We start from the raw sequence: 22177 nt of genomic DNA, 5'->3' as shown, positions 1-22177 counted from the left end.
CCGGTCACACGACGTCGAGCGCGGGCAGCGGGAAGACCAGTCGGCCGCCGCCGTCGAGGAACTCCCGCTCCCGTTCGACGAACCCGTCCCGGTAGATCCAGGGCAGGACCAGCAACTGGTCCGGCTTCTGCGCCTTCGCGTCCTCCTCGGACACGATGGGGATGCCCGTCCCGGGGGTGAAACGCCCCGCCTTCTCCTCGCTCACCTCGCCGATGCACGGCAGGTCCCGTTCGGTGATCCCGCAGTACTGGAGGATGACGTTGCCCTTGGTGGAGGCGCCGTACCCGAGGGTCAGCAGGCCCTCTTGGCGGGAGCGGTCCAGGAAGCCGCGCAGGGCGTCCCGCTGGTCGGCGACGCGGCGGGCGAAGGCCTCGAACGGTGCCATGCCGTCCAGTCCCGCGGCGGCCTCGGCGGCCCGGATGCGGGCCAGGCCCGCCTCGTCCCTCGGGTGCCGGGAACCGGTCCTGGCGAGCGTGACGCACAGGCTGCCGCCGTACACCTCGGTGAGCTCGGCCCGGATGACGGTGAGGCCGACGCGTTCCGCCATCCACTCGATCTGGCGCAGCGCGTAGTACTCCAGGTGCTCGTGGCAGACGATGTCGTACGCGTCGGCTTCGAGCATGGCGGGCAGGTAGCTCTGCTCCATCATCCAGACGCCGTCCTCGGCGAGGACGTCGCGGACGTCGCTCATGAAGCGCAGCGGGTCCGGCAGGTCGTAGAACATCGCGATGGAGGTGACGGCCTTCGCCCGCCGCGCCCCGAAGCGGTTCTCGAAGGTCGCGCGGGTGAAGTAGTCCACGACCAACTCGGCGTTCGGCGGGTACAGGTCGCGGAACTTGCCGCCGGTCGGGTCGATGCCGACCAGTCGCGGGCCGTCGGCGGGGTAGCCCTTGAGGAGCGTGGCGTCGTTGCTGCCGATGTCGAGGACCAGGTCGTCCGGGCCGAGGTCCACCAGCCGGCGGACGGCGGCGACCTTGCCATGCAGGTGGTCGACCATGAAGGGCCGGATGCCCGAGCGGTAGCCGTAGCCCTCGCCGTACATGAGGTCCGGGTCGGGGGTGTGGCGCAGTTGCACGAGGCCGCATCCGGCCGGGGAACACGCGACGAGTTCCAGCGGGACCGACGGCACGACCTCGTCGCGGTCGGCCGGGAACACCCCGGTGAGCGCCTGTTCGCCCAGGTCGAGTACGGAGAGCAGCTCCTTGTTGCCGCAGACGCGGCACGCGGTGGCAATCATGGGGTCCTTTCGGGATCCTGGCCGGGGCGCCGCCGGCCCGTGGCCAGGTCGGGAGCTTCCAGACGGAGGGTGTCGGGGGCGGGCCGGGGGGACGGCACCAGGTGCAGGCGGCCGATCGCGCCGGTGGCGGCGGAGGCGTCCTGGCACGGGCAGGGATCGTCGGTGAATCCGGCGAAGCGGTAGGCCACTTCCATCATCCGGTTGCGTTCGGTGGCCCGGAAGTCGGCTCCGAGGTGCACCCCGGCCCGGTGCGCCTGGTCCGTCAGCCAGCGCAGGATCACCGTGCCGGCCCCCAGCGACACCACCCGGCACGAGGTGGCCAGCAGCTTGATCCGCCAGGCCTCGGGGCCGCGCCGCAGCAGCACGACGCCGACCGCGCCGTAGGGACCGAAGCGATCGGTGACGGTGGTGACCAGCACCTCGTGGTCGGGGTCGTCGATGAGGGCGCGCAGCTCGTCCTCGGAGTAGTGCACTCCGGTGGCGTTCATCTGGCTGGTGCGCAGGGTCAGTTCCTCGACCCGCGACAGCTCCAGGGGCGTGGCGCGGCTGATCCGCATCCGGATGTCCAGCGAGCGCAGGAAGTCCGCGTCGGGTCCGGTGAAGTCGGACCGCTCGGCGTCCCGGCGGAAGGACGCCTGGTACATGGAGCGGCGGCGGGTCGAGTCGACGGTGACGGTGCCCGGGCTGAACTCCGGGAGGCCGGTCAGCCGGGTCGCCTGCTCGGCGGCGTAGGTGCGGACCTCCGGCAGTTCGTGGGTGACCTCGGCCCGTTCGAAGGGCTGGTCGTCGATGAAGGCGAGGGTGCTCGGCGCGAAGTTCAGCCGGTCGGCGATCTCGCGGACCGACTTCGACTTCGGGCCCCAGCCGATCCTCGGGAGCACGAAGTACTCGGCGACGCCGAGCTGTTCGAGCTTCGCCCAGGCGTGATCGTGGTCGTTCTTGCTGGCCACCGCCTGCAGGATGCCGCGCGCGTCCAGCTCGGTGATGGTCCGCAGGACGTCCGGGGCGAGCCGGACCTCGTCCTCCTCGAGGAGGGTGCCCTGCCAGAGGGTGTTGTCCAGGTCCCAGACCAGGCATTTGACCAACGGCTCGGCGGCGTTGTCCCGGTGCACGTCGTTCCCTTCTCTCGATACGGCGGTTGCGACCGCGACTCCTCGACAGGGCGTACGCGGCCCGCGGCCGGCGGGGACACGGGCCGGTTCACCCGGCCGCGGACATCACGTGCCGGGCCAGGACCAGTTCGCAGATCTCGTTGCTGCCCTCGATGATCTCCATGAGCTTGGCGTCGCGGTGCGCCCGTGCGACGACGTGTCCCTCCCGCGCCCCGGCCGACGCCAGCACCTGCACGGCCCGTTCGGCCCCGCGTGCGGCGCCGGTGGCCGCGACGTGCTTGGCCAGGACGGCGGCGACCACCATGTCGGGGCTGCCCTCGTCCCACTGGGCGCTGGCGTGCTCGCACGCCCGGGCGGCGTGCTGTTCGGCGACGAACAGTTCGGCGAGGTGCCGGGCGACGAGCTGGTGGTCCGAGAGCCGCGTGCCGAACTGCTCCCGTCCGCCGGCGTGACGTGCGGCGGCGGCCAGGCAGGCGCGCAGGATGCCCAGGGAGCCCCAGGCCACCGACATCCGGCCGTAGCTCAGCGCGGTGGTGACCAGCAGGGCGGGGGTGCGGTCGTGGCCCTGGAGCAGGGCGTCGGCCGGCAGCCGGACCCCGTCCAGGTGGATGTCGGCGTGTCCGGCCGCGCGGCAGCCGTGCGCGTCGGTGATGCGCTCGACGCGTACGCCGGGGGCCGAGGCGGGCACCACGACGGCGCCCGCGCCCTGCTCCGTGCGGCCGAAGACCACCAGCAGGTCCGCGTACGCGGCGTTGGTCGCCCACACCTTGACGCCGTCGACGACGACTTCGTCGCCGTCGGAGGTGATGCGGGTGCGCAGGGCGGACAGGTCGCTGCCGGCGCCGGCCTCGGTGAACGCCACGGCGGCCAGTTCGCCGCCGGTCAACCGGGGCACCAGGGAGGCCTGCTGGTCCGCTCCGGCGAGCCGGCGCAGCGTCCAGGCGGCCATGCCCTGCGAGGTCATGACGCTCCGCAACGAGCTGCAGAGGGCGCCGACGTGCGCGGTGAGTTCGCCGTTGCGCCGGCTGGTCCAGCCGAGGCCGCCGTGGACCGCGGGCGCCTGTGCGCACAGCAGGCCCCGGGAGCCGAGGTCGTGCAGCAGGCCGAGGGGCAGCTCGCCCGTCCGGTCCCACTCGGCCGCCCGGTCGCCGACCAGCGCGGTGAACAGCTCCTCGGCCTCGGTGCCGTCGGCGTGGGAGGTGTCAGCCACCTGCGTGCCCGGTCGCCTCGCCGGGCGCGGCCAGCCGTCCGACCAGCCGGACCATCGCGTCGACGGTGCGGAAGTTGTCGAGCATCAGGTCGGCGCCGCTGATGACGATGCCGTAGGTCTTCTCCAGGTGCACGACGAGCTGCATGGCGAACAGCGAGGACATCCCGCCGACGGCGAACAGGTCCTGGTCGCGCTCCCAGGTGGTCTTGGTGCGGTCCTCGAGGAACCCGAGCAGTTCCCCGGCGACCTCGTCGGCGGTGGGGGTCGTGCCGGTGGGGTCGGGCCGACCGGACGTCGTGGTCATCGCGTGGCCTCCTGGTAGTCGTAGAATCCCCGGCCGCTCTTGCGGCCGAGCAGGCCCTGGCGGACCTTGTCCAGCAGCAGCTCGCTCGGGCGGAGCGCCGGATCGCCGGTCCGTTCGTGCATCACCCGCAGCGAGTCGGCCAGGTTGTCCAGTCCGATCAGGTCGGCCGTGGCCAGGGGTCCGGTGCGGTGGCCGATGCAGTCGCGCATCAGCGCGTCCACGGTCTCCGGGGTGGCCCGGCCCTCGTGCACCACCGCGATGGCGTCGTTCAGCATCCGGTGCAGCAGGCGGCTGGTCACGAAGCCGGCGCCGTCGCCGACGACGATGCCCCGGCGGCCCAGGCCGGACAGCAGGTCCCGGGTGGCCCGGGCGGCCGCCTCTCCGCTGCGCGGTCCGAGGACCACCTCGACCGTGGGGATCACGTACGCGGGGTTCATGAAGTGCACGCCGACGAGGTCCTCGGGGCGGGGGACGGCGTCGGCCAGCTCGTCGATGGGGACGCCCGAGGTGTTGCTGACGAGCAGCGTCCCCGGGCGCGCCACGGACGCCAGGTCCGCCAGCACCTCGGCCTTCCGCTCGGGGTCCTCGGTGACGGCCTCGATCACGGCGGTCGCGGTGGCGACGGCGGCCGGCGCCTCCTCGACGGTCAGCTCCCCGGGCGGGCGGTCGTGGGGCAGCGCGCCCATCAGCCGGGCCGTCCGCAGATGCAGCGCGACCGCGTCGGGGGCGGCCGCGCGCGCCCCGGCGGAGGTGTCGACCAGTGTGACCGGGTGCCCGTGTCCGACGGCGAGTGCCGCGATGGCCGTGCCCATGACGCCCGCGCCGAGCACGACGAGCGGAGAATTTTCCTTGGAATCGGGCACGGATCCTCCAGAATCCCGGGGGCGGCGGCTGTGCGAAATGCTGTCCCGAATCGCTTCCGCGCTCCATCACCCGGGCGTGACTTTGTCACCTAGCAAGCGGTGGGAGGCCGGGCGGAGGCTATGTCATCTCGGCCTTGTCCGCTTACGAGTTCCGTCCTTAAAGTGCGCCCGGCGAACGCACGGCGGAATTGACTCGCCGTCCGTCAAGGACCCGCGGTTCGAAGGACCTCGACGCATGAAGGGTTTCACATGGCTCATATCGCATTCTTCATCCTTCCGGTTGCCGGGCATGTGAATCCGACCCTGGGAGTCGCCGAGGAACTGGTCGCGCGCGGCCACCGGGTGACGTTCGCGCTGTCCGAGGACCTCGCCGAGCGGGCCCGGCTGATCGGCGCCGAGGTGGTCACCTATCCGGTGGACAGGCAACGGTTCCTGGACCAGATGGTGCCGCGGCAGGACGCGGACGAGTACACGGACGAGGACGAGTTCGTCCGGGTCCTGGAGTGGCTGCTGGACATGACGGTGCAGACCATGGAACCGCTGGAGAGGCACTTCGCCGGGGACCGGCCCGACGTCGTCGTCAACGATCCGTCGTCGCTGTGGACGGGACGGCTGCTGGCGGACCGGTGGGGCATCCCGGTCATCCGCAGCACTCCGACCTATGCCGCCAACGAACACTGGTCGCTGCATCCGCCGGTCGACTCGGCCGAGCCGCCGGACGACCCCGAGCTGCACAAGCTGCTCGCGCGGATCGAGCGGCTGCTGGAGGAGCAGGGCGTCGAGCACGACCTGGCCGGCTTCACCGGGGTCCTGCACGGCGGTCCGGCCCTGCTGTACATGCCCCGCTCGTTCCAGTACGCGGGCGAGACCTTCGACGCACAGCACCACTTCGTCGGCCCCTGCCCGCCCCGCACCGCGTTCCACGGCGAGTGGAGGCCGGGGGACGACGACGGCCGGCCCCTGGTGCTGGTGAGTCTCGGAACCCTGTACAACGACCGGCCGGACTTCTTCCGCACCTGCCTGGAGGCGTTCGGCGACGAGCCCTGGAACGTGCTTCTGGTGCTGGGCGGCGGGGTGCCCGCGGCCGACCTGGGCCCGCTTCCCGGCAATGTCCGGGTGACCGACTTCGTGTCGCTGCGCGACGTCCTGCCGCACACGGCGGTGGTGGTGAACCACGGTGGGATGAGCACCGCCATGGAGGTGTTCTCGCACGGTGTGCCGGTGGTGGCGATCCCGGTGATGCCGGAGCCCCGGGCCACCGCGCGGCGGATCGTCGAACTGGGCCTGGGCGACCAGCTGCTGAACTCGGAGCTGACGGCCGAGTCCCTGCGTGCCACGGTACGGCGGGTGCTGGCGGACTCCGCGATCCCGGGGAACATGCGCGGGTTCCGGGAGCAGATCAGGGCGGCCGGCGGGGCGCCCGCGGCGGCCGACGCGATCGAGGGACTGCTGCCCCGGGTGGGCTGAGACGTCCGCGCCCGACACGCGTTCACCTTCCGAACGGCGGGATCGCCCCATGCTCATCACCGAAACAGCAGTGCCCGACGTGTTCCGCATCGATCCGGAACCGCTGCCGGACCACCGGGGCCGGTTCTACGAAGCGGTGCGCCGCGGGCCGCTGGAGGCCGCCGTCGGGCACTCGGTCGAGGTCCGGCAGGTCCACTGCACCGTCTCCGGGCGCAACGTACTGCGCGGCCTGCACGCCACCACCCTGCCGCCGGGCCAGGCCAAGATCCTCACCTGTGTGCGGGGTGCGGCGCTGACTATGGTGGTCGACATGAGGGTCGGGTCACCGGGCTTCGGACGGTACGAGGCGGTGCGGCAGGATGCCCCGTCGGGCACCGCGCTCTACCTGCCGGACGGCATCGGCCTGGGCTACGTGGCCCTCGCGGACGACACATGCATGAACTACCTGTGCACCGAGGAGTACGTCCCGGGCATGGTCATCGACGTGGACGCCCTGGACCCCGAACTCGGCCTGCCGTGGGGACTGACCGGGGATCCCGTCCGCTCCGCCCGGGACGCGGCGGCGCCGTCCCTGCGGGCGGCCGCGGCGGCGGGAATTCTGCCCACGTACGAGGACTGCTTACGGGTGCGCACGTCCGTGCCCGCCCCTCCCGACCGGACTCGGCTCTGACGCGACGGACACGACCGCCGCGCATCCGACGCGAATCCGACGCGAATCCGAACTCGATTTCCCGAACCGTGGACGGAGCGCGTCCGAGGAGCGGAAAGGGCCGCAGAAACAGGCTGCGGCCCTTTCCGCTTTTTCCGGTACCGGGACGGCCGTTCCGATGAAAGCGAACGTCCGCATGCGACGGCCGTCCCTCCCGTACGCTCCTCCCCCGTCGCGGCCGGCCGGGCGGGCGGGCCGGCCGACCGCGACGGGGCGGGGCGGGGTCACACCGCCGTCGCCCCACCGAGGTCGCCGCGCGCGGAGGGCTGCGCCAGCCGCAGCGTGTGGGCGATGGACGCCAGGGTCACGTGCCGGTGCCAGCCCTGGAACGACCGTCCTTCGAAGTCGCGCATGCCCACGCCCACGCTCACCCGGTCGAAGTCGGCGTCGACCTGTTCGGTGAGCATCGCCAGCCGCAGCAGGGCGCCGCGGTCCCAGGACGTGAGGTCGGTCAGCCACAGGTCGGCGGGGCGCCGGCGGTTGCCCCGCCACACCCCCAGCAGCGTCAGCGTCCGCCTCGGGACCACACCCGGCAGGACGACGGGGTGCGGGGCGACGAGGCTGAGGGAGCCCCGCAACTCCACGGGGCGGCTCAACCGCTTGAGCTGCTCCATCAACTGCTGGGCCGAGGTGGTCCCCGTGTGGTGGTCCACCGGGCCGCGGCCGCTCGCCGAGGCCAGCCGGAGGTTCCCGCCCACCCGCACCATGAAGGGCAGGCCCGCGAGACCGAGCCCTCGCACCAGTCGTGGCAGCACGGCCGCGCGTGCGTCCATCACCACGGGGCGGGCCAAGGAGCGGTTGGCCTGAGCGGCTTCGGCCACCAGGCGGACGATGTTCTCCTCCTCACCGGGTGCGCCGGGGTGCCGGGGTGTGCCCTCCCCGCTCCGGCCGCCGCCCAGCGTCAGGCGCCAGCTGACCGGGGCGGCCGTCGTGCCCGAGGCCAGCCACAGCCCGTGACTCTGCTGGCAGCTCACCACCCGGCCCAGGTCGGAGACGAAGCGCCGGCTCACCCCGACGGAGCGCACCCCCGCCTTGGAGACCACCATCGGCCAGATCACCCAGGCGTCGGGGGTCAGCCTGTCGTCCACGTAGCGGGCCAGCGCGGCCCGCACCTCGCCCCAGTCCCAGGTCGACCCGGCGACGAAGTGGTGCAGGCTCTGTTCCGCCGCGCCCTCTCCGACGAAGGCGGCGAGGTTCCGGGCGGTCTTGCGTCCCTGTGCCGTGAGCAGCCCGCGTATGTACTGCTCACCTCTTCTGCGCTGGTCCGCCCGGCGGAGCGAACCGAGTAACTCCGCACATGCGTCGGAGACGAGCGAGTCGAAGTCGTGCCGCGCGGCGGGACCCACGGGGGGCGCCGCGCCGGCGGGTCGAAGCGTGCGTAAGGTCATAGGAGTCCTCGTGGGGGCCTCGTCATCACTGCGAGTGGACTGCGACCAGCATCGCCAATTCACCCGTTGCTCCCCAGGTACACCGGGCACACTCGTTCCGCTTCGCTCCCCCGGCGGCACGGCCCGCGTGTGGAGCACTCCCCGCTCTCCGGACGGTGGGGGGGAAGCCCACCGCACGCGCGCCGGTAGCGGTGCCGGGGCCCCACAACCCCTCACCGACGGGGTCCGTTCGACCACATGCCGTGATGATGCCTTCGCCGCACGGCCTCCTTGAATGACGGACCGTCAGAAAGACGTCACTCCGCGCGCGCCCGCTCCCGCCCCGACCCCGCCCGGCCGCCGTCCCGCCCCCGCGACCCTGTGGGCCGACGCCCTCTTGACGGACCCGGAATCCCGGGCCGCGGGACGGGACGGCGAGGAACTCGATGCCGCAAAGGTTCCGCGTCCTCACCGGCACCTCCGAGATCCAGCGCAACGGCATCGCCAAGCTCCTGGCTTTCCACCACTGAGCCGCACCCCCTGGCGAGCAGATCCGGGACAAGACGCCACCTTCGCGACAGTGTTTAGGAAAAGTTAAGTAAAGAATTCCGCGAGCGGATTGCCAGGGAGAACAACCCATTGACGCGCACCGGTGCAGCGGCCACATTGACGGCACCTGTCAAGTTCACCCCCAGGAGCTTGGAATCCCATGCAGGCAATTCGGCATCACGTCATGCTCGTCATGGCCTTCGTGACCGTCGCCACGACTTTCCTTCTCTGGCCGTCGACGCAATCCGCGCAAGCGTTTCCCCCGACCCCGAAGCAGACGGTACTGAACCACCTCCGCGCCATTTCCGGGAATCACATCGTCTCCGGACAGCACAACAAGGAGCCCGCCTCCGCCCCGGGCCAGTACACCCAGCAGGTCAAGGACGTCACCGGGCAGTACCCCGGCCTGTGGGGCGGTGACCTGATGTTCGCCGCGGCGGACGTGGCCGGCCGCCAGCGCGTCGTCGACCAGGCCAGGACCGAGTGGGCGAACGGATCGCTGGTCTCGCTCACCTGGCACGTCTGCCCGCCGACCGGCGGCAGCACCTGTGCGTTCGAGGGCGGCGTCAAGTCCACGCTGACGAACGCGCAGTTCTCGCAGGTCCTCACGGAGGGCAGTGCCCTGAACAGCGCATGGAAGCGGCGCCTGGACGAGGTCGTCCCGTACCTGCAGCAGCTGGAGAACGCGGGCGTCCCCGTCCTCTTCCGGCCGCTGCACGAGATGAACGAATCCTGGAACTGGTGGGGAAACCGGCCCGGAGCGAACGGCAGCGCACGCCTCTACCAGATCACCCGCGATCACCTCGCCGGGACGAAAGGGCTGGACAATCTGATCTGGGTCTGGAACGTCCAGGACAATCCGGCGGGAAACTGGAACAGCTACTATCCGGGAGATCAGTACGTGGACGTCGTTTCGCTGGACGTCTGGTACAAGAGCCACCCGAGTTCCGCCGACTACCAGCAGATGCGGAGCATCGCGGGAACAAAACCCATGGCCCTCGCGGAGCTGGGCAAAATGCCGACCGCCGCGCTGCTGGACAGCCAGACGCGGTGGACATGGTTCATGATGTGGTCCGAGCATCTGCGCGGGAACAATTCCAACGCCGAAATACAGACGGCGTATTTCCACCCCCGTGTACTGAACCAGGGGGAGGTCGCACTGCCCTGACGCTCGGCGCTGCCCGGCTCTCTCACGCGCGTTCTGACAGGACGTCGCGGAGAGTGCGGGGCAAGCGGCCGGTGAGCTGGGCGCAGTCGTCGCGGACCCGATCCCAGCGCTGTTCGCGTACCGAGGCGAACAGGGAGGAGAAGGCGTAGAGCCACCAGGGATCCAGGCCGGTCGCCGCTGTTTCGGCAGAGTACGTGTCGGCCGGGATGTCCACGTAGGCGACCGGTGTCCGCCACACCTCCGCCGCCGTGGAGGCGATGCCTGCCAGGTCCGTCGACTCGGGTCCCGTGATGTCGTGGTGACGGCCGGTCGGCCCGCCCACCGCGAGGGCGGCGAGGGCGCGGGCCACGTCGTCGCGCGCCACCAGGGACACCCGGCCATCGGCTGCCGGCAGCCTCAGCAGCCCGGTCGAGCGCGCCTGGGTGAGCCAGCCTAGGAAGAACTCGATGTACAGCGAGGCCCTGGCGAACGAGCACGGCACGCCGGAGGCGAGCAGCAGATCCTCGGTGAGCCGGTTGACGACGGCGTAGCAGAACGGGGAGGCCGAGTCGGCGTCGACGCTGCTCAGTGCCGCGACATGGCCGACGCGCTCGGCCACCACGGCGGCGACGACGTTGCGGTGGTGCAGCAGCACCCGTGCGTCGGGCCCGTCGCTGGAGACGAGGACCAGAGTGTCCACGCCCTTCAGCGCCGCACGCAGAGCGGGCGGGTCGGCGTAGTCGGCGACGGCGCACTCCACCCCCGGCGGTAGTGCCTCGGCAGGCAGCTTCCGCCTGGTCATCGCCACGACGTCCACGTCGGCCCGGTCCGCGAGCAGCTGCACCACCCGCCTGCCCAGACTGCCCGCCGCCCCTGTCACCGCGATACGCATCGTCGCCCCCGTCGCCTTGTCGTCGGTCGTACCACCGTAGGGGGCCAACCGCGACCAGGGCTTGGAACGAGCCGGCCCGCCAGGGCACAGACGCGCGATCGGTCCGGTTTTCCCGTGCTCTTTTGGACCGGGACGCCGGACCGCTTCCTTTCTACGGTGGAGCCGTTCCCGCCCGAGCCCGCACGTCATCGACGTGCGGGGAAGACAGAGGTGATACCGATGCTCCGACGCCGTCTCGGAGGGCCGTCAGGCCCCCTCGTCAGTGCCCTGTGCCTGGGCGCGATGCCCTTCGGCACCACCGTCGACGAGAAGACGTCCTTCGCCATCCTCGACCGGTTCGTCGAGGCCGGCGGCAGTCTCGTCGACACCGCCGACAACTACGCGTTCTGGGCTCCCGGCGGGACCGGGGACGAGAGCGAGAACACCGTCGGGCGCTGGCTGGCGAGCCGCCGCCGCCGCGACGAGGTGGTGATCTCCACCAAGGTGGGTGCCCGCCCCACCGTCCCCGGCAGCGGCCTGGAGACCGCCGAAGGGCTGTCGGCTCCCGTCATACGGAAGGCCGCGGAGGACAGCCTGCGACGCCTGGGCACCGATCGCATCGATCTGTACTGGACCCACATCGAGGACCGGACCGTCCCTCTGGAGGAGACGCTCGGAGCTCTCGACGAGCTGGTCGGCGGCGGCAAGGTGGCGGTGCTGGGCTGCTCCAACCACGCGGGCTGGCGCATCGAACGGGCCCGCGCGCTCGCCCGGACCAACGGCTGGACGGCGTACACCTGCGTCCAGCAGCGCTACTCCTACCTTCAGCCGCGCTTCGACGTCGGACTGCCGGAGAGCGGACACGTCCACGCGACCTCCGAACTCCTCGACCACGTACGCAGCGAGCCCGACCTGACGCTGCTGGCCTACTCGTCCCTGCTCTCGGGCGCGTACACCCGGCCGGACAAGACCCTGTCCGCCGCCTACGACCACCCGGGCACCGGGCAGCGGCTGACCGTGCTGCGGGAGGTGGCCGCCGAGCTCGGTGCCACCGCCAACCAGGTGGTGCTGTCCTGGTTGCTCGGAGGTGATCCGCCGGTGATCCCGATCGTGGGGGTGAGTTCCGTCGAGCAGCTGGACGAGGTGCTGGCCGCCGTCGAGCTGGAGCTGCCCCGGGAGACGAGGGCACGGCTGGACCTCGCCGGGCGGGGCTGACGGGCCACACACCGCCCCTCGCCCGGGACGGGCTGACCGGCCGCACACCGTCCCTCAGCCGGGACGGGCTGACGGCCACACACCCGCCCCTCAGCCCGGCTGGGCTGGGCTGACGGCCACACACCCGCTCCTCAGCCCGGCTGGGCTGGGCTGACGGCCACACACCCGCCCCTCAGCCCGGCTGGGCTGGGCTGACGGCCACACGCCGTCCCTCGCCCGGGTCGGGCTGACCAGCCACACGCCGTCCCTCAGTCGGCCCGCTCCCCGGCCCGCCCGGCGTCGACGTGCCGCCGGTCGTGGCGCCGGGCCGCGTCGATGGCCTGTGCCAGGCGCCGCACGGCTCCGGGCACGGCGTGGTCCGCCAGATTGCCGTAGCCGAGGACCAGCGCGGGGCCGGCGGCGGCCACGGCCCGCGCCCCGCCGGAGTCGCCGGCCCGGGCCGTCGGGTGGTGCTCGGCCCGCGCCATCCGGTAGGCGTCGAGATCCGCCAGCCTCACGTCACGCCGCGCCGCCTCCCTGACGACGGTGGGCGCCGAGCAGTCCGTCAGGGACAGCAGCAGGTGGAAGCCGGCCGCCGCACCGGACACCTGGAACCCCGGCAGCGACGCCGCGAGTTCTCCCATGAGGTGATCGCGGCGCCGTTTGTAGCGCAGCCGTGCCGCCCGCAGGTACCGGTCGTAGGACCCGCGGGCCAGGAACCGGGCGAACGCCTCCTGGTCGATGACGGGCGGTGGTACGCCCCCGACGTGCTCCGCGCCCAGGGCCTCGGTCCAGCGCGGCGGGGTCACCGCCCAGCCGATCCGCAGGGCCGGCGAGAGCGTCTTGCTGACCGACCCCAGCAGCGCGACGTGCTCCGGTGCCATGCCCTGCAGGGCGCCCACGGGGTGGCGGTCGTATCGGAACTCGGCGTCGTAGTCGTCCTCCAGCACCAGGCCGTCGACCTCGCGGGCCCAGGCGACCAGCTCGCCGCGACGGGCCGGGGCGAGGACCACACCGGTCGGGAACTGGTGGGCGGGAGCGACGATCACCGACCGGACCTGAGGCGCGCGCCGCAGCAGGTCGACCCGCAGGCCGTCGCCGTCCACGGGAACCGGGACGGGCACCAGCCCCTCCGCCCCGACCGTGGCGCTCAGCCGCGACCAGCCAGGGTCCTCCAGGGCCATGTGGGTGTGGCCCTCGGTCCGCAGGACCCGGCACAGCCTGCGCACCGCGTCCAGCGTGCCCGCGCAGACGACGAGCTGCCGGGCTTCCAGCGACGCGCCGCGTCCCCGCACGAGGTAGGCCGCGAGCCGCTGCCGGAGCCGGGCGAGACCGGCCGGATCGGGGTAGCCGAGCTCGCCCCAGGTCAGTGCGCCGGTGGCCTCCCGCACCGCGTCCGCCCACCGTCCGCGGGGAAAGGCCCGCAGGTCGGGTATGCCGGGCAGCATGTCGAACTCCGGCTCCCACCGCGTACCGACGTCCGCCTCGGGCGTCACCGGAGCGGGGACGGCCTGCGCCCTGACCCGGGTGGCCGAGCCGCTGCGCGCCTCCAGGTACCCCTCCGCGACGAGCTGCGCGTAGGCCTCCGTCACCACCCACCGCGAGCAGCCCAGGTCCGCCGCCAGCGCCCTGCTCGGCGGCAGCGCGCTGCCGGAGGCGATCCGCCCACCGGTCACCGCCGCCCGCAGGGCACGGCTCAGCCGGACGTGCAGCGGGCCGTCCGCCGGCCCGCCCAGTTCGAGAAAGGTTCCCCATGCCGGGTCGGTCCGGTCGTCGCCCACGGCAGCCGATGCTACCCACCGCCCCGCGACGGCCGGGCGGCGGCGTCCACGGGCCCGGTGCACACTGGATGGCGTGGCGGAGACGGACCGGCATCTCGACCAGCGGCTGGAGCAGGCCATCATGGACCTGCTGGAGCGACGGGCGGCCACTGCCTCGATCTGTCCGTCCGACGCCGCGCGTCGGGTCCACGAGGGTGACGACGAGGGCTGGCGAGCCCTGCTGGAACCCGCGCGCCGAGCGGCCTGGCGTCTGGTGGGGTCCGGCGAGGTCGAGGTGACCCAGGCCGGCCGGCCCGTCACGCAGGCCGAGGCCCGCGGGCCCGTCCGCATTCGTCGGGCGGGTTCCTGACGGCTCGATCCGAAGGCGGAACTCCCGTGCCCCGGCGGCACGGGAGCTCGACGCCGGGAGGTCAGCGCCGCAGGGTGAGCACACCCGGCCGCCACGGCAGCTGGTCGTAGGGGCCGCCCGCGGTGGGTGACTTGCCCTGGTAGAGGAACCGCAGGTTGCAGGGGTCGACGGTCATGGTCTGGTCGGGGTTGTCGCGGACCAGGTCACCGTGGCTGATGTCGTTGGTCCAGGTGGCCCCGCTGTTGGCCTTGCCCGCGAAGGGGTTGCTCTCGCTCGCGGCCTGCGGGGTCCACGAGCCGCTCAGGCTGGAGGCCGTGAAGGAACGGAAGTAGCGTCCGTTCGCGCCCATCGCCTCGACGATCATCAGGTACTGGTTCTGGCCCTGAACCTTGTAGACCTGCACGCCCTCGAACAGGTTGGCCTTCGTGTCGCTCATGATCGTCGTGTACGACGAGCCGAAGCTGCCCGGGAAGTTCCCGATCGGCATGCTCGCCCGGTAGATCTTGCCGTTGTCACCGGCGAAGAACAGGTACATGTTCTGTCCGTCGGCGATCAGGGTCTGGTCGATCGGGCCGGTGTCGGATCCTGAGATGCTCCCGGTGAACAACGGCTGCGGAGCCGACCAGCCGTTGGGGTTGGCCGGGTCGCTGGACGTGCGGTAGACGAAGGGCCACGCGCCCCACTGGTACGCCAGCACCCAGACGTTCTTGGGCGCGAAGTAGAACAGGGTGGGCGCCACCGCCGCCTGACTCATCCCGGTCTGGCCGGCCGACGCCATGTCCGACCAGTTCGTGAAGGGGCTGAACATCATCGAGCCGTAGGACGACCCCGACACGTTCGACGCGTAGACCAGGTGCTTGCCGTTGTGGGTCACGGTGGTGAAGTCCTTGACCGCCGCCCACCCGTTCGCCGGCTGCGCCAGCACACCCGTCGACGACCACCGGTACGCCGACGGAAGGGCACACGCCCCGTCCGTCGGGGGCGTCCCGGTCAGGCCGGACCACTTCTGCCCGCTGCCACCGACGCACGTCCCGATCTGCACCGCCGTGCCGTTGGCCGTACCGGCGCCCGCGGCCTCCAGGCACAGCCCGGACTCCACGCCGACGACCGTGCCGTCGGAGTTCACCCGCCACTGCTGGTTCGCACCGCCGGAACAGCTCCAGATCTGCACCCGCGTCCCGGGTGTGGTGGCGTGACCCGGAACGTCCAGGCACTTGTTGCCGTACACGGTCAGCCGACGGTCGTCCGTCAACGTCCACTGCTGATTGCTCCCGCCCCAGCAGTCGTATATCTGCAGGTGCGTGCCGTCGGTCTGGACGCCGCCCGGCACATCGAGACAGCGGCCCGAACCGGCACCGCGCAAGGCGCCGACGGCGGCGGCCTGCGCCGGCGTGACGACGAGCAGCGCCGCCAGCACGGCGACGGCGGCGACCAGGGCGGCGAGCACCGCGGACGGGTGCCCGCGGGTGAGACTTCCTCTGCGCATGGGGACTTCCTCCACCGTGAGTGGACGGTTCCGGCCGGCCTCCTCCGAGGTGGCCCGAACTGTCGGAGCGGGGGTGCGGGGTGCGACGGCCTGCTCCGCGAGGGAGCGACTCGACATGTTCGACATGCCGAACGACAGCCGAAGTGTCGAGCAACCTGAAGAATAGGGAGCCGACGAACGGCGTCAATCCCTCTCGCACTTATCGCTCGCGAAACCGAAACATTCACGCCTCCCGACCCCACCGACCCGACACTCGTCGCGATCAGGAGGCCCGACCGACCCCGGCGATATCGCGGATTCATCGACAGATGGGCCGCCGAAAGTTTCGAAAGGAACTCAGAAACATTTTCTGCGCCGAGTATTGACGATGCATCGTCAACACCTCAATCATTCCTGTCGCCGCCCGGCGGTCCGCCGGCTGTGTCCGTCTGCCGCTCGGGAGCGGACGACGCGACCCCTGCGCTTCGGTCCTTCCGTGATTTCTACCTTGGAGGCACAGTGATGGGCTCGTACGCCCTTCCCAGACCGGTCAACCGCCGCAAGATCCGCGGCCTGCTGCTGGCGGTGCTCGTGGGCATCCTCGGCGCGGTCACCGCCCTGGTCGCGCCGCCGACCGCACACGCCGCCGAGAGCACGCTCGGTGCCGCGGCGGCGCAGAGCGGCCGCTACTTCGGTACCGCCATCGCCTCGGGCAAGCTGGGCGACTCGACGTACACGACGATCGCGAACCGTGAGTTCAACTCGGTGACCGCCGAGAACGAGATGAAGATCGACGCCACCGAACCGCAGCGGGGGCAGTTCAACTTCGCCGCCGCCGATCGCGTCTACAACTGGGCGGTGCAGAACGGCAAGCAGGTGCGCGGTCACACCCTCGCCTGGCACTCCCAGCAGCCGGGCTGGATGCAGAGCCTCAGCGGCAGCGCCCTGCGCGAGGCGATGATCGGCCACATCAACGGCGTGATGGCCCACTACAAGGGCAAGATCACCCAGTGGGACGTCGTCAACGAGGCCTTCGCCGACGGCAGTTCGGGGTCCCGGCGGGACTCCAACCTGCAACGCTCCGGCAACGACTGGATCGAGGTCGCCTTCCGCACCGCGCGCGCCGCCGACCCGGCGGCGAAGCTCTGCTACAACGACTACAACGTCGAGGACTGGACCTGGGCCAAGACCCAGGCGATGTACGCCATGGTCCGGGACTTCAAGCAGCGCGGCGTGCCGATCGACTGCGTCGGCTTCCAGTCGCACTTCAACAGCGGCAGCCCGTACAACAGCAACTTCCGCACCACGCTGCAGAACTTCGCCGCCCTCGGCGTCGACGTGGCCATCACCGAACTCGACATCCAGGGCGCCCCGGCCTCGACCTACACCAACGTGACCAACGACTGCCTGGCCGTCCCGCGCTGCCTCGGCATCACCGTCTGGGGTGTGCGCGACACCGACTCCTGGCGATCGGAGCAGACGCCGCTGCTGTTCAACGGCGACGGCAGCAAGAAGCCCGCCTACACCGCCGTCCTCAACGCCCTCAACGGCGGCTCCACCACGCCCCCTGCGGACGCCGGGCAGATCAAGGGCGTCGGTTCCGGCCGCTGCCTGGACGTGCCCAGCACCACCGACGGCACACAGCTCCGCCTGTGGGACTGCAACAGCGGCACCAACCAGCAGTGGACGTACACCGACGCGGGCGAGCTGAGGATCCAGGGCAACAAGTGCCTGGACGCCGCCGGCACCGGCAACGGCGTGAAGGTGCAGGTCTACAGCTGCTGGGGCGGCGACAACCAGAAGTGGCGCCTCAACTCCGACGGATCCATCGTCGGCGTCCAGTCCGGCCGCTGCCTCGACGCCGTGGCGACCGGCACCGCGAACGGCACCCTGATCCAGCTCTACACCTGCTCGAACGGCAGCAACCAGCGCTGGACCCGCACCTGACGGCACCCGCCGGGAACGGAGGCGCGAAACGATGACGGCCTACGGTGCGGCCTCTCCCGCCCCGCCGGGAAGGCATCACTGACGGCCCCAGGGTCGCCGCCGTGGTGGCGGCGACCCTCGCCACTCCCCCTTCCCGTGGCGCGACCTCGCTCCCGCGCTCGCCCGTACCCGCACACTCCCCTCTTCCTCGACACGGCCCTCTTCCTCGACACGGTCCTCTTCGAGGGCGCGCCACGGGTCTCACCGTCCGGCGGAACGGGACGGGTCCCGCCTGCCGTCGGCGTACAGGGAGCCGAGAAGGGCCAGGGCCTGCGCGGAGGAGCTGCCCGGTTCGGCGTGATAGATGACGAGTTGCTGGCCCGGGGCGTCGCGGACGTCGAACGACTGGTAGGTGAGGGCGAGAGGACCGACTTCCGGGTGGAGAAGCTGCTTGGCGTCCTGGGTCTTTCCGCGCACGGTGTGCTGCGCCCACAACCGTCTGAATGCGGCACTGTGTTCGGTCAGCGTGCCCACCAGGTCTCGCAGACGTGGGTGCTCGGGGTCGAAGCCGCTCGCCTGGCGCAGGTTGGCGACGGCGGCCTGGGCGGCCCGGTCCCAGTCCTGGTAGAACTCCCGTCCGGCCGGGTCGAGGAACGTCATGCGGGCCAGGTTGTCCGCGGGGGTGAAGGGGGCGTACAGCGCGTCGGCCAGGGCGTTGGCGGCCAGGAGGTCGAGGACGCGGTTCATCACGAACGCCGGGGTGTGCGGGTAGCCGTCCATCAGCTGACGCAGCGCGGGACCGACGTGCTCGGCGGTGTGGAGGGAGCCTTGGCCCTCCGGTGACACTCCGGCCAAACGGCGCAGGTGGCCGCGGGCCTCCCCGTCGAGCAGGAGGGCACGGCTGAGCGCGTCCAGCACCTGTGGCGAGGGACGGCGCTCGCGGCCCTGCTCCAGCCGGGTGTAGTAGTCGGCGTTCACGCCGGCCAGGACGGCGACCTCCTCGCGGCGCAGTCCGGCGACCCTGCGTACGCCGTGACTCGCCATGTTGACGTCCTGTGGCCGCAGGCGGGCACGGCGCGCGCGGAGGAATTCCCCGAGATGGTTGTCGTCCATGGCCTCCAGGCTAGGCAGTGGCTCCGCTCTCTGCCTGGGCGTGCCGCACCCAGGCGGAGAGCACCCTGGTACACCCGCGATGACCTGCGCAGACTCGGTCGGGCAAGACACCCGCACCCACCGAGGAAGGCAATGTGATGACAGGCGATGCGCGCAACGGCCGCGCTACCGGGCATGCCGACGTGGTCGGCATGTGGACGACCGCGGACGGTCGGATCCGCCAGGAGCTGCTGCCGGACGGGCGCTACGACGAGGCCCGGGGAGACCGGCGCAGCGCGTACACCGGCCGGTACACGGTGACCGGCGACCACCTCGACTACGTCGACGACACCGGCTTCACCGCCACGGGCGACATCAGGGACGGCGTGCTCCACCACGAACACCTCGTGCTCTACCGCGAGGACCGGACGGAGAAGCCCTCGTGAGAAGGCGCGCCGGCGTCCTCGTTTCTCACGCCCACGGAACCGGGGCCGTCGCGGAGGTCTCCCCGCCACCCGGCATGCCGGCCCTGCTGGTGCTGTGCGCGGCTCATTTCATGGACGCCGTGGACCTTTCGGACGTGGGCGTGGCCCTGCCCGCGATCCAGCGTGACCTGGGCATGGCTTCGGGCTCCTTGCAGTGGGTCGTGTCCGCCTACGCCCTCGGCTACGGCGGGTTCCTCCTCCTGGGCGGCCGGGTCGCCGATCTGTTCGGCCGGCGACGCGCTTTCCTGACCGCGGTCGCCGTCTTCGGCGTGGTGAGCGTGCTGGGAGCGCTCGCTCCGACCGGTGGCGTGCTGGTCGTGGCGCGGCTGGTGAAGGGGATCGCCGCGGGCTTCCTGGCCCCGGCGGCTCTTTCTCTGATCACCACCAACTGGCCGGAGGGTCCGCGGCGCGGCCGTGCCCTCGGCTGGTACGCCACCGCCGGCGCCTGCGGCTTCATCGGCGGACTCGTTCTCGGCGGCGTGCTGACCGAACTGTCGTGGCGGCTGGTCTTCGCGCTCCCTGTGCCCATCGCTGTGGGCGCGCTGCTCGCGGGACGGCGCCTGCTCCCGGCGGACCCCCGGGGCAGCGTTCGCGAGAAGATGGACGTTCCCGGCGCGTTGACGGCCACCGGAGCCCTGGTGCTCCTGGTCTACGCCCTCACCCAGGCTCCGTCGCACGGCTGGCTGTCCGCCCGCACCCTCGTCCTCTTCCTCGCCGCGGCCGGTCTGCTCGGCCTGTTCGTACGGGTCGAGTCCCGTACACGCAGGCCCTTGGTCCCGCTGTCCTTCCTCACCCGGCGCACGACCGCCGGCGCCAACCTGACGATCTTCGCCATGTGGGGCGCCTACACGTCGTTCGCGTTCCTCGCCACGCTCTACCTGCAGAACGTGCTGCACTGGTCGCCGTTGCAGACCGCCGGTGCCTTCGTCCCGCTGGGCCTCGCCAACGGCGCGCTGGCTCCGTTCGCGGGGCGGCTCGCCGCCCGGTTCGGAACGCACAGGACGATCGCCGCCGGGATGCTGCTCCTCGCGCTGTCCTACGCGCTGTTCTTCCGGATCGGCCCCCACAGCTCCTTCCTCACCGTGGTCCTGCCCGTCATGGTCGTCAACGGGATCGGCACCGCGGCGACCTTTCCCGCCCTGAACATGAGCGCCGTGACCGGGGTGCCGGACCGTGACCAAGGGCTGGCGGGAGCCCTGCTCAACACCTTCATGCAGATCGGCGGTGCCGTCGTCCTCGCCCTCGTCACCGCGGTCGTCGAAGCCGGACAGCGCACGAACCGGGGTGACCCCCTGGCGGGCTACGGCCTCGGTACCGGCGTCATCGTCGCCACCGTGCTCGTCGGCCTGGGCGCCGCGCTCCTCATCCGGCACCGGCCCGACAGCCGGGACCACTGACGAGGCCCCTCGTTCGGCCACGAAGCCGTCCGTGACCGCGCACGGACCCCCGACCCGACCCCACCAGGGAGCACCCGAATGACATCCACGCCATCGTCCACCGGCGCCGCCGAGTTCGCCGGGAAGACGGCCCTCGTCACCGGCGCCGCACGCGGTATCGGCAAGGAGACCGCATCTCTCCTCCACGCCCGCGGCGCACACGTCGTCGCCCTCGACACCCGTCCCGAACTCGCGCTTCTCCCGGAGGAGCTGCCCGGGACGGTGACCGTGACCGGAGACGTCACCGCGGAAGAGACCGCCACCCGCGCGGTAGGTGCCGCCGTCGACGCCTTCGGCGGACTGGACATCCTGGTCAACAACGCCGGCCGCACCCTGAACAAGCCCGTCACGCACACCACCGCACGGGACTGGGACAGCGTGATGGACGTCAACGCCCGCGGTGCCTTCCTCTTCGCCCGCGAGGCCTTCCGGGCCATGGAGGAGCGCGGCGGCGGCGCCATCGTCAGTACCGGTTCGTACGCGTGCACGGTCGGGCTGCCCGAGGGGGTCGCCTACAGCGCATCGAAGGGGGCTCTCGCCCAGCTGACCAAGGTGCTGGCACTGGAGGGCGGCCCCCTCGGCATCCGCGCGAACCTCGTCGCCGCAGGCGTGGTCGAGACCGACTTCCTCGACACCTTCCGCCCCGACAGCCGCGCCTATCTGGCGTCCTTCGCGGACGCCCACCCCCTGGGCAGGGTGGCGCAGCCCCGCGAGATCGCGGAAGTCCTGTGCTTCCTGGTCTCCCCGCGGTCCGCCTTCGTCACGGGCGCCGTACTCCCCGCGGACGGCGGCTTCACCGCCGCCTGATCCGTCGTCCGCCCGGTGGCCGGACCGCCCGATGAGCGACGTGGTCAGCTGTCGGGTTTCTTCGAGCGCCGCGGGGCGGCGGCCGGGGCGGGGCGAGCGCCGGCCTCGGTCTCCAGGGCGTACACGGCGTTCGTCACGAGCTCACGCGCGTATGCGGCGTCCAGTCGGCCAGGGCGGAAGAGGATGCGGTACATGATCGGCGCCACCACACGGTCGATCAGCAGTTCCGTCTCGGGCACCGGTTCCCCCCGCTGCACCGCACGGGCCAGCACGGCGTCGATCTGCTCCGCGGCGTACGCCGAGCACTGACCGGCGTTCGTTCCGTCGGGGTCGCCGAGCAGGGCGTCCCGGATGTAGGCGCGCCCGGGCGGCGAGGCCATCTCGTCGAGGAACTGTTCCGCCCACGCGTCGAGATCGGCCCGCAGGCTTCCGAGATCGGCCGGCTCCGTTTCCGGGCGCAGTCGTTCGACGGCCACGTCGGACAGGAGTTCCTGCAGATCGCCCCAGCGACGGTAGATCGTGGAGGGGGTCACGCCCGCCCGAGTGGCCACCATCGGGACCGTGAGCGCGTCGCGGCCCACCTCCCCCACGAGTTCACGTACCGCCGCATGGACGGACGCCTGTACGCGTGCGCTGCGCCCGCCGGGGCGGGCCATGGGCTTGGGAGTCATGCGACCCACCTTAATGCGAATCTGTTGCTTCTAGCCGATGGCCGGCGTCGGCGACCCGCGGCGCCGCGTATCCGGGCGTCCCAGCACGGCGTGCACCCCTGCGGCGACGCGAACGCACGCCGGCTGGAACGTCCG

Annotated in this window: 20 protein-coding genes; 9 read left to right on the top strand and 11 right to left on the bottom strand. The window is 71.6% G+C overall.

Translation table 11 applies throughout. The annotated features are described in order from the left end of the window. Positions 1–4: 4 nt before the first annotated feature. From SAM23877_RS26630 to SAM23877_RS26610, 5 genes are all read right to left on the bottom strand, one after another. On the bottom strand, positions 5–1237 hold the full coding sequence (locus SAM23877_RS26630) for a class I SAM-dependent methyltransferase (RefSeq protein ID WP_053138433.1): 1233 nt from the start codon (positions 1235–1237) through the stop codon (positions 5–7). Continuing rightward, positions 1234–2349, bottom strand: a complete 1116-nt coding sequence (locus tag SAM23877_RS26625; protein ID WP_053138430.1) for an HAD-IIIC family phosphatase — start codon at positions 2347–2349, stop codon at positions 1234–1236. The genes SAM23877_RS26630 and SAM23877_RS26625 overlap by 4 nt, the downstream gene beginning before the upstream one ends. 88 nt (positions 2350–2437) lie before the next feature. Continuing rightward, on the bottom strand, positions 2438–3559 hold the full coding sequence (locus SAM23877_RS26620) for an acyl-CoA dehydrogenase family protein (RefSeq protein ID WP_053138427.1): 1122 nt from the start codon (positions 3557–3559) through the stop codon (positions 2438–2440). After that, positions 3552–3863, bottom strand: a complete 312-nt coding sequence (locus SAM23877_RS26615; RefSeq protein WP_053138424.1) for an acyl carrier protein — start codon at positions 3861–3863, stop codon at positions 3552–3554. Before SAM23877_RS26615 ends, SAM23877_RS26620 begins: the two co-directional genes overlap by 8 nt. After that, entirely contained in the window at positions 3860–4726 is an 867-nt protein-coding gene (locus SAM23877_RS26610; protein ID WP_053138421.1) for a 3-hydroxyacyl-CoA dehydrogenase family protein, read from the bottom strand. The genes SAM23877_RS26615 and SAM23877_RS26610 overlap by 4 nt, the downstream gene beginning before the upstream one ends. Before the next feature lie 249 nt (positions 4727–4975). Between SAM23877_RS26610 and SAM23877_RS26605 the strand changes: the two genes are divergently transcribed. Together SAM23877_RS26605 and SAM23877_RS26600 are read left to right on the top strand one after the other, a co-directional pair. Continuing rightward, positions 4976–6193, top strand: coding sequence for a macrolide family glycosyltransferase (locus tag SAM23877_RS26605; RefSeq protein ID WP_063483317.1), 1218 nt, complete (start codon positions 4976–4978; stop codon positions 6191–6193). 49 nt (positions 6194–6242) lie between these two features. After that, positions 6243–6863, top strand: a complete 621-nt coding sequence (locus SAM23877_RS26600; RefSeq protein ID WP_053138415.1) for a dTDP-4-dehydrorhamnose 3,5-epimerase family protein — start codon at positions 6243–6245, stop codon at positions 6861–6863. Between the two features lie 263 nt (positions 6864–7126). Here SAM23877_RS26600 and SAM23877_RS26595 read toward each other — a convergent pair whose 3' ends face one another. Then, complete coding sequence (locus tag SAM23877_RS26595; protein WP_053138412.1) at positions 7127–8290, bottom strand: IS701 family transposase; 1164 nt, start codon at positions 8288–8290, stop codon at positions 7127–7129. Between the two features lie 688 nt (positions 8291–8978). Here SAM23877_RS26595 and SAM23877_RS26590 point away from each other — a divergent pair. Further along, a complete protein-coding gene (locus tag SAM23877_RS26590) occupies positions 8979–9986 on the top strand; it encodes a glycosyl hydrolase (protein WP_079030445.1) in 1008 nt (335 codons plus the stop codon). 22 nt (positions 9987–10008) lie between these two features. On the opposite strand, the gene SAM23877_RS26585 is transcribed toward SAM23877_RS26590, so the two are convergent. Further along, positions 10009–10857: an NAD(P)H-binding protein gene (locus tag SAM23877_RS26585; RefSeq protein ID WP_063796824.1), complete on the bottom strand. Its 849-nt coding sequence runs from the start codon at positions 10855–10857 to the stop codon at positions 10009–10011. A gap of 219 nt (positions 10858–11076) precedes the next feature. Between SAM23877_RS26585 and SAM23877_RS26580 the strand changes: the two genes are divergently transcribed. Then, a complete protein-coding gene (locus SAM23877_RS26580) occupies positions 11077–12051 on the top strand; it encodes an aldo/keto reductase (RefSeq protein ID WP_053138404.1) in 975 nt (324 codons plus the stop codon). Positions 12052–12299: 248 nt separating this feature from the next. Here SAM23877_RS26580 and pdxR read toward each other — a convergent pair whose 3' ends face one another. Then, complete coding sequence (gene pdxR / locus SAM23877_RS26575) at positions 12300–13811, bottom strand: MocR-like pyridoxine biosynthesis transcription factor PdxR (RefSeq protein WP_053138398.1); 1512 nt, start codon at positions 13809–13811, stop codon at positions 12300–12302. A gap of 73 nt (positions 13812–13884) precedes the next feature. On the opposite strand from pdxR, the gene SAM23877_RS26570 reads away from it, so the two are divergent. Further along, positions 13885–14160 (top strand): DUF3253 domain-containing protein, encoded by a 276-nt coding sequence (locus SAM23877_RS26570; RefSeq protein ID WP_079030442.1) that lies wholly within the window; start codon positions 13885–13887, stop codon positions 14158–14160. A 61-nt stretch (positions 14161–14221) separates the two neighbouring features. On the opposite strand, the gene SAM23877_RS26565 is transcribed toward SAM23877_RS26570, so the two are convergent. Further along, positions 14222–15646 (bottom strand): non-reducing end alpha-L-arabinofuranosidase family hydrolase, encoded by a 1425-nt coding sequence (locus tag SAM23877_RS26565; RefSeq protein ID WP_053138380.1) that lies wholly within the window; start codon positions 15644–15646, stop codon positions 14222–14224. A 501-nt stretch (positions 15647–16147) separates the two neighbouring features. On the opposite strand from SAM23877_RS26565, the gene SAM23877_RS26560 reads away from it, so the two are divergent. Then, positions 16148–17572, top strand: a complete 1425-nt coding sequence (locus SAM23877_RS26560) for an endo-1,4-beta-xylanase (protein ID WP_053138377.1) — start codon at positions 16148–16150, stop codon at positions 17570–17572. 240 nt (positions 17573–17812) lie between these two features. Here the strand turns inward: SAM23877_RS26560 and SAM23877_RS26555 are convergent, their stop codons facing one another. Beyond that, entirely contained in the window at positions 17813–18664 is an 852-nt protein-coding gene (locus tag SAM23877_RS26555; protein WP_053138374.1) for a helix-turn-helix transcriptional regulator, read from the bottom strand. Between the two features lie 137 nt (positions 18665–18801). Between SAM23877_RS26555 and SAM23877_RS26550 the strand changes: the two genes are divergently transcribed. The 3 genes from SAM23877_RS26550 (at position 18802) to SAM23877_RS26540 (ending at position 21371) form a co-directional block, all read left to right on the top strand. Next, positions 18802–19089 (top strand): Atu4866 domain-containing protein, encoded by a 288-nt coding sequence (locus SAM23877_RS26550; RefSeq protein ID WP_053138371.1) that lies wholly within the window; start codon positions 18802–18804, stop codon positions 19087–19089. Continuing rightward, positions 19086–20525 carry an MFS transporter gene (locus tag SAM23877_RS26545; RefSeq protein WP_053138368.1) on the top strand — a complete coding sequence of 480 codons (1440 nt, stop codon included), beginning with the start codon at positions 19086–19088 and terminating at the stop codon, positions 20523–20525. Before SAM23877_RS26550 ends, SAM23877_RS26545 begins: the two co-directional genes overlap by 4 nt. A 78-nt stretch (positions 20526–20603) precedes the next feature. Then, positions 20604–21371, top strand: a complete 768-nt coding sequence (locus SAM23877_RS26540; RefSeq protein WP_053138365.1) for an SDR family NAD(P)-dependent oxidoreductase — start codon at positions 20604–20606, stop codon at positions 21369–21371. 44 nt (positions 21372–21415) lie between these two features. Here SAM23877_RS26540 and SAM23877_RS26535 read toward each other — a convergent pair whose 3' ends face one another. Beyond that, positions 21416–22042 (bottom strand): TetR/AcrR family transcriptional regulator, encoded by a 627-nt coding sequence (locus SAM23877_RS26535; protein WP_053138362.1) that lies wholly within the window; start codon positions 22040–22042, stop codon positions 21416–21418. Positions 22043–22177: the final 135 nt, after the last annotated feature.

The sequence above is a fragment of the Streptomyces ambofaciens ATCC 23877 genome, assembly GCF_001267885.1.
GTDB classification, from domain to species: Bacteria; Actinomycetota; Actinomycetes; order Streptomycetales; family Streptomycetaceae; genus Streptomyces; species Streptomyces ambofaciens.
The sequence above is the reverse complement of the archived record's forward strand: the minus strand, read 5'-3'. Positions and strand labels throughout refer to the sequence as shown.

What these genes read in the sequence shown, in the direction of transcription:
- SAM23877_RS26555 (WP_053138374.1), bottom strand. Translation starts at nt 18,664, where the DNA reads ATGGACGACAACCATCTCGGGGAATTCCTCCGCGCGCGCCGTGCCCGC.
- SAM23877_RS26580 (WP_053138404.1), top strand. Translation starts at nt 11,077, where the DNA reads ATGCTCCGACGCCGTCTCGGAGGGCCGTCAGGCCCCCTCGTCAGTGCC.
- SAM23877_RS26565 (WP_053138380.1), bottom strand. Translation starts at nt 15,646, where the DNA reads ATGCGCAGAGGAAGTCTCACCCGCGGGCACCCGTCCGCGGTGCTCGCC.
- SAM23877_RS26600 (WP_053138415.1), top strand. Translation starts at nt 6,243, where the DNA reads ATGCTCATCACCGAAACAGCAGTGCCCGACGTGTTCCGCATCGATCCG.
- SAM23877_RS26535 (WP_053138362.1), bottom strand. Translation starts at nt 22,042, where the DNA reads ATGACTCCCAAGCCCATGGCCCGCCCCGGCGGGCGCAGCGCACGCGTA.
- SAM23877_RS26630 (WP_053138433.1), bottom strand. Translation starts at nt 1,237, where the DNA reads ATGATTGCCACCGCGTGCCGCGTCTGCGGCAACAAGGAGCTGCTCTCC.
- SAM23877_RS26590 (WP_079030445.1), top strand. Translation starts at nt 8,979, where the DNA reads ATGCAGGCAATTCGGCATCACGTCATGCTCGTCATGGCCTTCGTGACC.
- SAM23877_RS26615 (WP_053138424.1), bottom strand. Translation starts at nt 3,863, where the DNA reads ATGACCACGACGTCCGGTCGGCCCGACCCCACCGGCACGACCCCCACC.
- SAM23877_RS26605 (WP_063483317.1), top strand. Translation starts at nt 4,976, where the DNA reads ATGGCTCATATCGCATTCTTCATCCTTCCGGTTGCCGGGCATGTGAAT.
- SAM23877_RS26540 (WP_053138365.1), top strand. Translation starts at nt 20,604, where the DNA reads ATGACATCCACGCCATCGTCCACCGGCGCCGCCGAGTTCGCCGGGAAG.
- SAM23877_RS26585 (WP_063796824.1), bottom strand. Translation starts at nt 10,857, where the DNA reads ATGCGTATCGCGGTGACAGGGGCGGCGGGCAGTCTGGGCAGGCGGGTG.
- SAM23877_RS26550 (WP_053138371.1), top strand. Translation starts at nt 18,802, where the DNA reads ATGACAGGCGATGCGCGCAACGGCCGCGCTACCGGGCATGCCGACGTG.
- SAM23877_RS26560 (WP_053138377.1), top strand. Translation starts at nt 16,148, where the DNA reads ATGGGCTCGTACGCCCTTCCCAGACCGGTCAACCGCCGCAAGATCCGC.
- SAM23877_RS26595 (WP_053138412.1), bottom strand. Translation starts at nt 8,290, where the DNA reads ATGACCTTACGCACGCTTCGACCCGCCGGCGCGGCGCCCCCCGTGGGT.